This window comes from Variovorax sp. SPNA7 (assembly GCF_033807855.1).
In the GTDB taxonomy this organism is placed as follows: Bacteria; Pseudomonadota; Gammaproteobacteria; order Burkholderiales; family Burkholderiaceae_C; genus Variovorax; species Variovorax beijingensis.
This window is the reverse complement of the sequence record NZ_CP138513.1, coordinates 2,941,191-2,954,304: the sequence shown is the minus strand read 5'-3', so window position 1 is coordinate 2,954,304 and position 13,114 is coordinate 2,941,191. Positions and strand designations below refer to the sequence as shown.

The following is a 13,114-nucleotide window of genomic DNA, read 5'->3' as shown; positions in this document are numbered from 1 at the left end:
CTAACCTATTCAGCCGCCCTGCCCTGTCGTCTTCAGCCGCAGGCTGCTGAAGACCGCCGCCAGGCCCGCGCAGCAGGCCGCCAGCACCAGCGCCACCACCGGCCCGTGGCCGCCATGCGGGCTCCAGACGCTGAACACGCCGGCCAGCACCACCGCGCCCAGCGTCTGCCCCGTGAGCCGCGCCGTGCCCAGCATGCCGCTGGCCGCGCCGCTGCGGTGCGCCGGCGGCGAGGTGACGATGGTGTGGTTGTTGGGCGACTGGAACAGGCCGAAGCCCAGCCCGCACAGCGCCATGCGCCAGGCGATGTCGGCATTGCCCGGATGCGCCGGCAGCATCGCCAGCAGCGCCAGGCCGGTGGCGAGCAGGCCCAGACCGATGCCGCCGAGCAGCCCGTCCGGATAGCGCCCGATCAGCCGGCCCGCGATGGGCGCCATGGCCACGATGGCCAGCGGCCAGGCGGTGATGAGCAGCCCGGCCTCGATGTGGCTGCGGCCGTACACCTCGAGCAGCAGGAACGGCAGCGCAATGTAGGCCAGCATCTGCGCGCAGAAGGCGGCCACCGACGTGCCCATGGAAAGCGCGAACACCGGGATGCGCAGCAGGTCGATCGGAAACAGCGGCACCGCCAGCGTGCGCTGGCGCCGCAGATAGACGAAGCCCACCGCCACGCCGGCCAGCAGGATGGCCCAGGCCGACTGCTGCGAGCCGCCGCCGCCCTCGCGCACGCCCAGGCGGTCGACGCCCAGGAACACCAGCGAGAACATCAGCACGTTCAGCGCCACGTCGATCGGCGAAAAGCGCAGGCCCGCCGCCGGCGCCACGCGGTTGAACGGCAGCGCCTTGAGGCCGAGCGCCAGCGTGATGGCGCCCAGCGGCACGTTGATGGCAAACAGCCACGGCCACGAAGCCACCGAGAGAATGGCGGCCGCCACCGACGGCCCGGCCACCGAGGAGGTGGCCACCACCATCGAGTTGATCGCCATGCCGCGCCCCAGCAGCGCCGAGGGAAAGGTCAGCCGCACCAGCGCCGCGTTCACGCTCATGATGCCGGCCGCGCCCAGCCCCTGGAAGGTGCGTGCGGCAATCAGCGTGGCCAGCGAATCGGCAAAGGTGGCGCCGATCGAGGACACCGTGAACACCGCCATGCCCACCAGGTAGACGCGCCGGTAGCCGACCAGGTCGCCCAGCGACGCGAGCGGCAGCAGCATCACGAGCGTGGCGATCTGGTAGGCGTTCACCACCCAGATCGCATGCGAGGGGCTGGCCTGCAGTTCGCGCGCAATGCCCGGCAGCGCCAGGTTGACGATGGTGCCGTCGAGCACGGCCACCATGATGCCGAGGATGATCACCAGCATCGCGCGCTGGCGCGCCGGCTGGTCCAGCCCGTCGACGGGCTGCGCGGCCTGGCCGTCCACGGATGGCGCGGCTTCCATGTGCGCCGAGCCGCTCACGCCTGCTGCGTCCTGCGCGTGGGTTCGGAGCGCACGCTGCCCAGCGTGAGCCAGGTCAGCACCAGCGCGATCAGCGCGCCGCCGGCCATGCCGGTCACCATCGGCAGCGGACGGCCGTCCGTGAAGAGGCCCACCACCGCCATGGCCAGCGCGCCGGTCAGCATCTGCAGCGTGCCGAGCAGCGCCGAGGCCGTGCCCGCAATGGCGCCGTGCATCTCCAGTGCCAGCACGCCGGTGGTCGGGATCACCAGGCCCATGAAACCGGAGGCGATGAAGTACAGCACGATCAGCACCCAGAGGCTGTCGCCGCCCGCCGCAAAGTACGCGAACATGGCCAGCATCGCGATGCCCGAGGCCACCACGCCGAACTTGACGAGGCCCACCAGCCCGAAGCGCTCGCCCAGCGAGCCCGTGAGCTGCGAGGCGCCGATGAAGGCTGCCGCATTCACGCCGAAGGCCACGCTGTAGAGCGCAGGCGACAGGCCGTAGTGGTCGATCATCACGAACGACGAATTCGCCAGGTAGGTGAAGAAGCCCGCCATCGCGAAGCCGCCGATGAACACCAGCCCGAGGTAATGCCAGTCGCGCAGCAGCAGCCAGTAGGCCGACAAGGCGCTGCCCAGGCTGCTCTCGACGCGCTCCGAAGACGGCCGCGTCTCGCGCAGTTGCGTGACCATCATCGCGAGGCCGGCCACTGCGGCAATGGTCACGGCCCAGAACACGCCGCGCCAGCCCGCCACCGCAATCACCGCGCTCCCCACCAGCGGCGCGAGGATAGGCGACACGCTGAACACCAGGATCAGGAGCGACATGAGCCGCGCGGCATCGGTGCCGGTGTGCAGGTCGCGCACCACCGCGCGCGGAATCGCCATGCCGGCCGCCGCGCCCAGACCTTGCACGAAGCGCAGCGCGATCAGCGTGTGGATGTCGGTGGCCAGCGCGCAGCCCACGCTCGCGAGCGCGAACAGCACCAGCCCGGCGTAGAGCGGCGGCTTGCGCCCGACCATGTCCGAGACCGGCCCGTACAGCAGCTGCCCCGCGCCCAGCGAAAGAAAGAACGCCGTGAGGCTCATCTGCACCGCGCCGATGTCGGCACGCAGCGACTGGCCGATGGCCGGCAGCGCCGGCAGGTACATGTCGATGGCGAAGGGGCCGATGGCGGAGAGCAGGCCCAGCAACAGGGCCATCTTGAAAAAGGGAGACGAAGAACGCATTGGAGCGATTGTCGTCAAGCGCGGCATCCGGTGCAGGCGTGGGGTCGCCACCCGGCGGTTGCTAATTCTGGCCAAAGAGTACGACCTTGGTATTCACGCCATCCGCAGGGGCGATGGCAGCCAGGCCGGTCTATCCTTTCGCCTTGTCCAGCAACCTCTTCCAGGCTCGCCATGAAATTCGGATACACCATCATCTACGTTCCCGACGTCGACGCGTCGCTTCGGTTCTTCGAGCAGGCGTTCGGTTTCGCCCGGAAGTTTCTTCACGAATCCGGGACCTACGGTGAACTCGCGACAGGAGAAACCACGCTGTCTTTCGCGGCGCACGAACTTGCCGAGTCGAACTTCGGCCACGCGCATGTGGCCGCGTCGGCATCGGCCGACCCGCTTGGCATGGAGGTGGCCTTTGTGACCGAGGATGTGCAGGCAGCGCACGACCGGGCCGTTGCAGCTGGCGCATCGGCCTTGAGTGCGCCGGTCTCCAAGCCCTGGGGACAAGTCGTGTCCTACGTGCGATGCCCCGACGGGACTCTGGTCGAGCTGTGCTCCCCGATCGCGGCCTGAGCGCGGTGCGCCGCTAGTGCTAGTACAAGGTAGAGCGCTGCCGCGCCGGCAACTCGCGGTCGTAGGTCTCGCCATCGAAGGCGGCATCGGTCAGGGCCGACAGGATGGCGCCGGGTGTGGGCACCTCGCGGCGCGAATCCGCCGGCAGCGGCGCCCACAGTTTCGAGCGCTGGATGGCGCGCGCGCACTGGAAGAAGACCGACTCCACCCGGATCTCGATCACGCACTGCGGCAGCTTGCCCTCCATCGCGAAGCGCGCCATGAGCCCCGGCTCGGTCGTGATGCGCGCCCTGCCGTTCACGCGCAAGGTCTCGCCCACGCCGGGAATCAGGAACAGCAGCGCCACGCGCGGATCGGCCACGATGTTGCGCAGGCTGTCGATGCGGTTGTTGCCGCGGCGCTCGGGCAGCAGCAGCGTCTTTTCGTCCTGCACCGCCACGAAGCCGGGCGGGTCGCCGCGCGGCGAGGCGTCGAGGCCGCCGGGTCCGGTGGTGGCCAGCACCGCAAAAGGCGAAGCGGCAATCAGCGCCTGGTAGCTCGGGTGCAGCCAGGGCACCTCCTTCTTGAGCGAGGCCTCGCCGGCTTCGCCGAACAGCGCTTCGAGCTGCTCGATGGTGTCGATGGCATGGGTCATGGGATCACTCCTTGTTGCTTGTCCGGCGATGCCGACGGGTTCCTGCCGCAGGCCAGCGCCGCTGCGGCCAGCAGCAGCGCGCAGCTGCCGTACAGCCACGACGATGCCACGACCGGCAGCAGGAGCCCGGCCAGCAGCGGCCCGATGCCGGCGCCGACGTCGCGCCACACGGCCCGCGCGGCCAGCGCATGCATGCGCCCGGGCCCCGGCGTGCGGTGCGCCACGATGGGCGGCAGCAAGGGCAGCTGCAAGGCGCGCAGCACCACGATCAGTGCCGTGCAGCTCCACAGCCAGCCCAGGCCGAAGCCGACCAGCGCGATCGCCGTCACGAGCGAGAGGCCCACCAGCAGCCGCTCGGCACCGAAGCGCTCCGCCATGTGGCCGCCCACCGGGCTCAGCAGGATTTCCGCAAGGTAGCGCAGCGCCATCAACGAACCGGCCACCACCACCGCGCCGCCCGGCACCAGGTCCTTGCCCAGGTAGGACAGGCCGACGATGAAGAGCCCGTCGAGCGTGAGCCCTTCCATGAACGACCAGGCATCGAGACTGTTGGGCCGCTTGAAGCGGCGCGCGGGCCGGCTGTGCGCGCTGCCGTGCGGCACCGCAGGCAGGCGCCGCGTGGCCAGCACCGCCACCAGCGAGAACGCCGCAAGAATGCAGAAGATGATGCGCGGCCCGGCCCACAACGCCAGCAGCGCGCCCAGCGGCAATGCGAGCACCGGCCCCATCGCGATGAGCGCACGCGAACGCCCGCTGCGGCGCGCCGCACCCAGCAGTTCGGCCGTGGCCAGCGACTGCGTCGACAGGTTGAGCGCGGCAAAGCACAGGCCCCACACGAGCCGCAGCGGCAGCAGCGCCCAGAAGCCCGAGAGCGTGGCATAGCCGAGTCCGCAGAAGGCGGCCGCCGCCACCGCGATGGTGCAAGTGAGCCGGTCGCCATTGCGCGCATAGAAGCGCGCCACCGCGCCGTAGCCCGCAATGCGCACGAGCCGGTTGGCCGCGAGCAGCATGCCGGCCTCCGCCAGCGTCACGCCGAACTGCCCCGCATACATCGGCAGCAGCAGGTAGAGCACCACGTCGGCCGGCAGCGAAAGCCCGAGCGCAATGGCGGCGTGGCGGGAATTCAGGTCGGTGGCAGCGGGAGCTGGAGCGGGCGTGGTGCGAAACATCGAAGCCGCATCGTGCGCCGGCGCAAGGCATGCCGACAAACGACATTAACGCCCGCCATGCGTGAGAAAATTGCACGCATGCCGCTTCGAGAACCGCCCCTCAATGCCGTGCGCGCCTTCGTCGCCGCGGCCCGCCACCAGAGCTTCACGCGCGCGGCCATCGAGCTTCATGTGACGCACAGCGCGGTGAGCCGGCAGATCAAGAGCCTGGAGGAATGCCTGGGCGTCGCGCTGTTCGAGCGCCGCATCCGCCAGGTCGCCCTGACCGCGGAGGGGCAGCAGTTCTTCGCCGAGGTGGGCCCGGCCATCGCGCAGATCCATGCGGCGGCGCGTGCGCTGCAGGCGCAAGGTCCGGCCCGTGCCGTGAGGATCAACGTGCGGCCCTCCTTCGCGGTGCGGTGGCTCATTCCGCGCCTGCCCTTGTTCGTCGAGCGCTATCCCGAGATCGAGCCGCAGGTGGTCACGAGCACGGTCATGCCCGAGCAGGCCGCGGGCAGCTTCGACATCGCGGTGCGCCGCGGGCTCGAGGGATGGCCGCCCTCCATCGAGGTGCGCCCCTTCCTCGAAGACGAGGTGCTGGTGGTCGGTGCGCCGGCGCTGTTCAAGGCGCATCCGCTTTCGGACCTGCGCGCGCTGGCCTCGCACGTGCAGCTGTCGGCCCGCACGCGCAAGGAAGACTGGGACGCCTGGAAGAAGCAGGTCGGCGCACCGCGCGCCAAACCGGCGGGGCGGCTGCAGTTCGATCACCTGCACTTCGTGCTGCAGGCCGCAGTCGACGGGCTCGGCATCGCGCTGGCGCCAACCTCGCTGGTGGCGCACGACCTGGCCTCGGGCCGGCTGCAGTCGCCGCTGCCCGCGCTGCGCATGCCGCTGAACCGCTACTACTACGGCCTCTCGCCCGACGCCGCGCCGGAAGCCGCGTACGTCGCGCAATGGTTCGAGGAAATGATGGCCTCGGACTCGCAAGGCGCGATGACGCTCGCAGGTCCGTAAACGGCCAGCGCCGGGCGGCGCGCGCCCGCAGCATGGGGGCTTCCTTCCACATGAAGCTCCCTGCCGCATGAAAGCAGCCCTTCCCCGTCCCTTTGCCTATCTCGCGTGGTCCAACCTCGCGGCGCAGTCCGCCGAGCAGCTGAGCCTTGCGGCGGTGCCGCTGGTCGCGGTGCTCGTGCTCGGTGCCGGGCCGGGCGAGATCGGCTTTCTCGCGGCCATTCAGACGCTGCCTTTTCTGCTGTTGTCGATGCCGCTGGGCGTGCTGGCCGATCGCATGTCGCGGCAGCGGCTCATGGTGGCATCCGAGGGGCTGCGCGCCGTCTCGCTGCTGGTGCTGCTGGCCATGGTGCTGGCGTCGAAGCTCGGCATCGGCTGGCTCGCGGTGCTCGGGTTCCTGGGCGCGGTCGGCACCGTGGGCTTCAGCGTCGCGGCGCCCGCGCTGGTGCCGGCGCTCGTGCCGCGCGATGCATTGGCGGCCGCCAACGGCCGGCTGGAGCTTGCGCGCAGCGCCGCGTTCACGGCCGGGCCTGCGCTGGCGGGCGCGCTGGTCGCGTGGGCGGGTGCTTCGATGGCCTTCGTGCTGGCGGCCGTGCTCTCGATCTCGGCTGTGGGCCTGCTGCTGCGCCTGGCGGAGGCGCCGCGCCCGGCCGCATTGCGGCGCCATCCGCTGCTCGATGTGCGCGATGGCGCAGGCTTTGTCTGGCGGCACGAATTGCTGCAGCCCATGCTGATGACGGGCGCGGTCTTCAACATCTCGTGGTTCGTGCTGCAGGCCGGCTACGTGCCGTATGCGGTGCGGGTGCTGGGCCTTGGCGCGCAGGCGGTCGGCTTCACGCTGGCCATGTACGGCGCCGGCATGGTGGCGGGCGCGCTGCTGACCTCGCGCGTGGTGGCGCGCCTGCCGTTCGGCCGTGCGATCCAGGTCGGGCCCGCGGTGGCGGTGGTGGCCGCGGCAACCATGGCGGCCACGCTGGTGGTGCCGGCCGCATCGCTGGCCGCGCTGTCGTTCTTTCTGTTCGGTGCCGGGCCGATGGTCTGGACCATCACCACCACCACGCTGCGGCAGAGCGTCACGGCCTCGGCAATGCTGGGCCGGGTGTCGGCGGTGTTCCTCACGGTCAATGCGGGCGCCCGGCCGATCGGTGCCGCGCTGGGAGGCGCGGTCGGTGCCGCATGGGGCGAGCCGGCCTGCCTGCTGCTCGCGCTGGCGGGTTTCGTGCTGCAGGCGGGAATCATCTTTGCCTCGCGCATCGCGGGGTTGCACCGGCTGCCGGTTGCGGTGGCCTGACGGCCTGCACGGACCGCTAGAAAAGCGAAGCCATCCCGTTCGGCCGCGCGCCCTCGATGTCGAGCATGCGCAGCTTCGTCAACGCGCCGCCGCCCGCCGAAAAGCCGCCGGGCTTGTTGCCCGCGGCCAGCACGCGGTGGCACGGCACCACGGGCGCGAAGGGGTTGTGGCCCATGGCCTGGCCTACCGCGCGCGACAGGCCCTTGTCGCCGAGTTCGGCCGCGATCTCGCCATAGGTGCGCGTCTGTCCGGGCGGAATGCGCCGTGCGATCGCATAGATGCGCTGGTGGAATTCCGACACATGGCTCATGTCGAGCACGATGTCGGCCAGATCGTCGGACTCGCCGTTCAGCAAGCCCTGGATGGCCGCGATCGCATGCCGGGCGCTTTCGGGCGGTTCGGCCTCGCTGAGGTCCGCAAAGCGGCGCCGCATCCGCGCCCGCGTGGCGGCTTCGCCGTTTTCTTCCGGCAGCTGCACGCCGACGAGTCCGCGCGGCCCCCAGGCCAGCGCGCAGGTGCCTATCGCGGTTTCGAACAAGGCAAAGCCCGGCTCGATGGTTTCACTGCTGCTGCTGCCCGATGCTGCATTCATCGCGCCATTTTCTGCCAGCCGCTAAGCCTGATCGGGCGGCAGGGTTGGCGGCACCAGGTGCCGCTCCAGCAGCACCGCCACGTGCACCGCCTCGCGCTGCGCGCCGTCGCCGATCTGGTGGCGGCAGCTGGTGCCGTCGGCCACCACGATGGCGTCGGGCCGCGCGCGGATCGCGGGCAGCAGGCTGGCCTCGGCCATCTGCATCGACACGTCGATGTGGCGCGCCTCGTAGCCGAAGCTGCCCGCCATGCCGCAGCAGGAGCTTTCGATCAGCTCGGGCTCGGCACCGGGAATGAGCCGCAGCACGTCCAATATCGGGCTGACCGCGCCGAAGGCCTTCTGGTGGCAGTGGCCGTGCAGCAGGATCGGCGCCGTGGCCGGCGTGAGCGCGAGCTTGAAGCGGCCGGCCTTGAGCTCGCGCGCAATGAACTCCTCGAACAGCAAGGCCTGCTTCGCCACGGTTTCGGCCTTCTTGCCGAAGCCCATCACCAGGGTTTCGTCGCGCAGCGTGAGCAGGCACGAGGGCTCGAGACCGACGATGGGAACGCCGGCCTCGGCCAGCGGCCGGAGCGCGTCGATCAATGCTTCCGCGCGGCGCTTGGCCTCGCCCACCATGCCGCTCGCCAGGAAGGTGCGGCCGCAGCAGTGGTGCCCGCCGCTCTTCTCGACCGTGTGCAGCGTGTAGCCCGCGGCCTTGAGCACGCGGGCCGCCGCCAGCGCGTTCTCGCTCTCGAAGGTGCCGTTGAAGGTGTCGACGAAGAGCACCGCCGCGCGGCCGCCGTTCGCCTGCACCGACAGCACGGCCTCGCGGCTGGCGAACATGCCGTGCAGCTCGGCCTTGGCGCGCCAGAAGGTGTCGGAGCGCCATTCGGGCAGCGACCGGCGCGCCGAAAAGCCCAGCAGCTTCTCGCCCAGCCAGGCCGCGCCGGGCACGGTGTTGCGCAGGTTCATGAGCCACGGCAGGCGGCTCGCGCGATGCGCGTAGTCGGGCATGTGGGCCACCAGCCTGTCCTTGAGCGTGTGGCCGTGGCGCTTCTTGTAGTGGTCGAGGAACTCGATCTTCATCTTCGCCATGTCGACGCCGGTCGGGCAGTCGCGCTTGCAGCCCTTGCAGCCGACGCACAGGTCCATGGTCTCGTGCATCTCTTCGCCGGTGAAGGCATCGGCGCCGAGCTGGCCCGACAGCGCGAGCCGCAGCGTGTTGGCGCGTCCGCGCGTGAGGTGCTGCTCGTCGCGCGTCACGCGGTAGCTCGGGCACATGGTGCCGGCGTCGAACTTGCGGCAGTGGCCGTTGTTGTTGCACATCTCCACGGCCTTGGCGAGGCCGCCGGTGCTGTCGCCGCCGGTGCCGGGCGCGGTGGTCTTCTCGGTCACCGGGTCGGCATTGACGTTCCAGGCCGACCAGTCGAGCACGGGCTTGAGCTCGATGCGCCGGTAGGGCCTGGGCGCGGTGGGCGGCGCAAAGCGCAGCAGCGAGGCGTCGTCCATGCGCGGCGTATCGACGATCTTGCCGGGGTTGAACAGGTTGGCCGGATCGAGTTCGCGCTTGATGGCGCGAAAGGCCTCGTTGATGGCCGGACCGAACTGCCATTCGATCCACTCGCCGCGGCACAGGCCGTCGCCATGTTCGCCGCTGAAGGCGCCCTTGTACTTGCGCACCAGCGCGGCGGCTTCTTCCGCAATCGCGCGCATCTTGGCGCCGCCGTCGGTGCGCATGTCCAGGATCGGCCGCACGTGCAGCGTGCCGACCGAGGCATGCGCATACCAGGTGCCGCGGCTGCCATATCTGGCAAACACCTCGGTCAATGCATCGGTGTATTCGGCCAGGTGCTCGAGCGGCACGGCGCAGTCCTCGATGAAGCTCACCGGCTTGCCGTCGCCCTTCAGGCTCATCATGATGTTGAGCCCGGCCTTGCGCACTTCCCACAGGTTCTTCTGGCGCGCGTCGTCGGGCATTTCGACCACGCTACCGGGCAGGCCGAGATCGCCCATCAGCTCGACCAGCTGCCTGAGCCGTGGCAGCAGCGCGGCCTTGTCGGCGCCGGCAAACTCGACCAGCAGGATGGCCGCGGGCTTGCCGATCAGCGCGGTTTCCACCGTGGGCTTGAAGGCCGGGTTGGCAAGGCTCAGCTCGATCATCGTGCGGTCGACCAGCTCCACCGCCGTAGGGCCCAGCTTCACGATGTGCTGCGCCGCATCCATGGCCGCATGGAAGGTCGGAAAGTTCACGATGCCCAGCACCTTGGCGCGCGGCAGCGGCGCGAGCTTGAGCGTGAGGCTCCGGGTGTAGGCCAGCGTGCCCTCGGCCCCGACCAGAAGGTGCGCGAGATTCACGCTGCCGTCGGCAGTGTAGGGGCGCTCGCTCTGGTTGTCGAAGATGTCGAGGTTGTAGCCCGCCACGCGGCGCAGCACCTTGGGCCAGTGGGCGTGGATCTGCTCGCGGTGCGCCAGCGCGAGCCCGTGCACGAACTTCGCGATGCCCGCCGCACGGGCGCCCAGCGTGGATTGCGGGCCGAACTCCACCAGCTCGCCGCTCGAGAGCCAGGCGCTTGCGCCCAGCACGTTGTGCACCATGTTGCCGTAGGCGATGGAGCGCGAGCCGCAGGAGTTGTTGCCCGCCATGCCGCCCAGCGTGGCCTGCGCGCTGGTCGACACATCGACCGGATACCAGAGGCCGTGCGGCTTGAGCTGCGCATTGAGGTGGTCGAGCACCAGGCCGGGCTCGACGGTGGCGGTGCCCTCCTCCAGGTTCACGTCGAGCACGCGCCGGAAATGCTTGCTGTTGTCGATCACCAGCGCGGCGCCCGTGGTCTGGCCGCACTGGCTGGTGCCGCCGCCGCGCGCGAGCACCGGCACCTTCAGGTCGCGGGCGATGTCGATGGCGGTGGCAATGTCGCGTTCATTCGTCGGCACGAAGGCGCCGACCGGCATGATCTGGTAGATCGACGCATCGGTGGCGTAGCGGCCGCGCGAACCGGCGTCAAACAGCACCTCGCCCTCGGTCTCGGCGCGCAGCCGGCGTGCGAGCTGCTCGCAGGTGTCGTTGGGCGGAAGAACGGTTCCGGCGGGCTGGATGTGGCTGGCGGGATCGACGCGCATGGTGTGGTGAGGGTCAGCTCGCTTTGTGGGCCTGGGGATAGATCTGGCCGGTGCGCATCAGCTCGAGCACCGTGTCGCGCTTGCGCATCACGTGCGAGATGAGCACCTTGCGCAGGCCGGCGGCGTCGCGCGCGGCCAGCGCAACGATCATCTGCTCGTGCTCCTCGACCGCGTGCTTCCACTTGGCATCGTTCTGGTTGGTTCGAAAGCGCAGCGACTGCACGCGGGCATTGATGGAGCGGTAGGTGCTGGCAAGCACGGGGTTGCCCGCGGCCTCGTTGATGGCGGTGTGGATGCGCGCGTTGAGGCGGTAGTAGCCCGAGAGATCGCGCCGCGCGAAGCAGGCCATCATTTCGTAATGCAGCGCGCGCACCTCGGCCAGTTCCTCGTCGGTGATGCGCTTGGCCGCGAGCTCGCCCGACATGCCTTCGAGCATGGCCAGCACCTCAAAGGTATTGAGCACGTCGGCTTCGGTGAGCTTCACCGCCACCGCGCCGCGGTTGGGCAGCAGGTCGACCAGCCCTTCGGCCGCGAGCAGCTTGATGGCCTCGCGCAGCGGCGTGCGCGAGACGCGCAGCTGAAGGCAGAGCTCGCGCTCGTTGAGCTTGGCGCCGGGCGCGATGTGCCCTTCGACCAGCATCGTGCGCAGGCGTGAAGCGACCTGGTCGTGCAGCGCGAGGCGCGAGATTTCGATGATGTCTGCGGTCATTTCTGTTTCCCCTGGAATGCATTTTGAATGCAAAAAACCACACTTGCAATCCCAAGACACAAGGGTAAACCATCATGTCTAAATCAGTTTTGAATGCAAAACTGAAAGCGAAAGGACAGTCCATGCTGCAACTCGACATCCATCCCACCGGCCGCCACTTCCTCCAGATCCCCGGCCCGAGCCCGGTGCCCGACCGCATCCTGCGGGCCATGAGCCTGCCGACCATCGACCACCGCGGGCCCGAGTTCGGCACGCTGGGGCTCAAGGTGCTCGGCGGCATCAAGCAGATCTTCAAGACCAGGCATCCGGTCGCGATCTACCCCGCTTCCGGCACCGGCGCCTGGGAGGCCGCGCTGGCCAACACGCTGAGCCCGGGCGACCACGTGCTGATGTACGAGACCGGCCACTTCGCATCGCTGTGGCAGAAGATGGCCACGCGCCTCGGCCTGTCGACCGAATTCCTCGCCTGGTCCGGCAAGGACGAGCAGCTGCCCGCCGCGCCCAGCTGGCGCCGCGGCGTGCAGGCCGACCTCATCGAGGCGCGCCTGCGCAAGGACACCGAAAGGAAGATCAAGGCCGTGTGCGTGGTGCACAACGAAACCTCCACCGGCGTCACTTCCGACATTGCCTCGGTGCGCAAGGCCATCGACGCGGCAGGCCACCCGGCCCTGCTGATGGTCGACAGCATCTCGGGTTTGGCGAGCGCCGATTTCCGGCACGACGAATGGGGCGTGGACGTCACCATCAGCGGCTCGCAGAAGGGCCTGATGCTGCCGCCGGGCATCAGCTTCAACGCGCTCTCGCCGCGCGCGCTCGAAGCCTCCAAGGGCGCGAAGCTGCCGCGCGCGTTCTGGGCCTGGGACGAGATCGTGGAGATGAACAAGGACGGCTATTGGCCCTACACGCCCAACACCAACCTGCTCTACGGCCTGTCGGAATCGCTCGACATGCTGCTGGGCGAAGGGCTGGACAACGTGTTCGCGCGCCACCAGCGCTGGGCCGCCGGCGTGCGCGCGGCGGTCGATGCCTGGGGCCTGCCGATCCAGTGCGCCGACCCGGCCGTGTATTCGCCCGTGCTCACCGGCGTGATCACGCCCGAAGGCGTGGATGCCGATGCGCTGCGCCGGCTCATCCACCAGCGCTTCGACCTTTCGCTGGGCACGGGCCTGGGCAAGCTCAAGGGCCGCATGTTCCGCATGGGCCACCTGGGCGACAGCAACGACCTGACGCTGGTGGCCATGGTCGCGGGCGTCGAGATGGGCATGAAGCTCAGCGGCATCAAGCTCGCGGGCAGCGGCGTGCAGGCCGCGATGGACCATTTCGCGAGCCATGCGGCGGCGCATGCCGGCCTGCAGAAGGCTGCCTAGCCGCAAGCACGCATCGAGCCCGGCACGCATCGG

Annotated in this window: 11 protein-coding genes; 4 read left to right on the top strand and 7 right to left on the bottom strand. The window is 69.6% G+C overall.

From position 1 onward, the window contains the following. Positions 1–9: 9 nt before the first annotated feature. Both RZE77_RS13730 and RZE77_RS13725 read right to left on the bottom strand, forming a co-directional pair. Positions 10–1,434: an MFS transporter gene (locus RZE77_RS13730; RefSeq protein ID WP_319442355.1), complete on the bottom strand. Its 1,425-nt coding sequence runs from the start codon at positions 1,432–1,434 to the stop codon at positions 10–12. A 14-nt stretch (positions 1,435–1,448) separates the two neighbouring features. Beyond that, a complete protein-coding gene (locus RZE77_RS13725; protein ID WP_405547607.1) occupies positions 1,449–2,639 on the bottom strand; it encodes a multidrug effflux MFS transporter in 1,191 nt (396 codons plus the stop codon). A 198-nt stretch (positions 2,640–2,837) separates the two neighbouring features. On the opposite strand from RZE77_RS13725, the gene RZE77_RS13720 reads away from it, so the two are divergent. Beyond that, positions 2,838–3,230: a VOC family protein gene (locus tag RZE77_RS13720; RefSeq protein ID WP_319437955.1), complete on the top strand. Its 393-nt coding sequence runs from the start codon at positions 2,838–2,840 to the stop codon at positions 3,228–3,230. Between the two features lie 19 nt (positions 3,231–3,249). Here the strand turns inward: RZE77_RS13720 and RZE77_RS13715 are convergent, their stop codons facing one another. Together RZE77_RS13715 and RZE77_RS13710 are read right to left on the bottom strand one after the other, a co-directional pair. Then, entirely contained in the window at positions 3,250–3,864 is a 615-nt protein-coding gene (locus tag RZE77_RS13715; protein WP_319437954.1) for a pyridoxamine 5'-phosphate oxidase family protein, read from the bottom strand. Beyond that, a complete protein-coding gene (locus RZE77_RS13710) occupies positions 3,861–5,033 on the bottom strand; it encodes an MFS transporter (protein WP_319437953.1) in 1,173 nt (390 codons plus the stop codon). The genes RZE77_RS13715 and RZE77_RS13710 overlap by 4 nt, the downstream gene beginning before the upstream one ends. Positions 5,034–5,111: 78 nt before the next feature. Here RZE77_RS13710 and RZE77_RS13705 point away from each other — a divergent pair, with 78 nt between their 5' ends. Together RZE77_RS13705 and RZE77_RS13700 are read left to right on the top strand one after the other, a co-directional pair. Continuing rightward, positions 5,112–6,026, top strand: a complete 915-nt coding sequence (locus RZE77_RS13705; RefSeq protein WP_319437952.1) for a LysR substrate-binding domain-containing protein — start codon at positions 5,112–5,114, stop codon at positions 6,024–6,026. A 67-nt stretch (positions 6,027–6,093) separates the two neighbouring features. Further along, the gene (locus RZE77_RS13700; RefSeq protein WP_319437951.1) at positions 6,094–7,314 is read left to right on the top strand and encodes an MFS transporter; all 1,221 of its coding nucleotides are present in this window, start codon (positions 6,094–6,096) and stop codon (positions 7,312–7,314) included. Between the two features lie 16 nt (positions 7,315–7,330). Here the strand turns inward: RZE77_RS13700 and RZE77_RS13695 are convergent, their stop codons facing one another. The 3 genes from RZE77_RS13695 to RZE77_RS13685 are packed head-to-tail and all read right to left on the bottom strand — an operon-like array spanning position 7,331 to position 11,714. Further along, positions 7,331–7,906 carry a methylated-DNA--[protein]-cysteine S-methyltransferase gene (locus tag RZE77_RS13695; RefSeq protein ID WP_319437950.1) on the bottom strand — a complete coding sequence of 192 codons (576 nt, stop codon included), beginning with the start codon at positions 7,904–7,906 and terminating at the stop codon, positions 7,331–7,333. 21 nt (positions 7,907–7,927) lie between these two features. Then, entirely contained in the window at positions 7,928–11,005 is a 3,078-nt protein-coding gene (locus RZE77_RS13690; RefSeq protein WP_319442284.1) for an FAD-binding and (Fe-S)-binding domain-containing protein, read from the bottom strand. 13 nt (positions 11,006–11,018) lie between these two features. Then, positions 11,019–11,714: a GntR family transcriptional regulator gene (locus RZE77_RS13685; RefSeq protein ID WP_319442283.1), complete on the bottom strand. Its 696-nt coding sequence runs from the start codon at positions 11,712–11,714 to the stop codon at positions 11,019–11,021. 122 nt (positions 11,715–11,836) lie between these two features. Here RZE77_RS13685 and RZE77_RS13680 point away from each other — a divergent pair, with 122 nt between their 5' ends. Continuing rightward, entirely contained in the window at positions 11,837–13,081 is a 1,245-nt protein-coding gene (locus tag RZE77_RS13680; RefSeq protein WP_319442282.1) for a pyridoxal-phosphate-dependent aminotransferase family protein, read from the top strand. Positions 13,082–13,114: the final 33 nt, after the last annotated feature.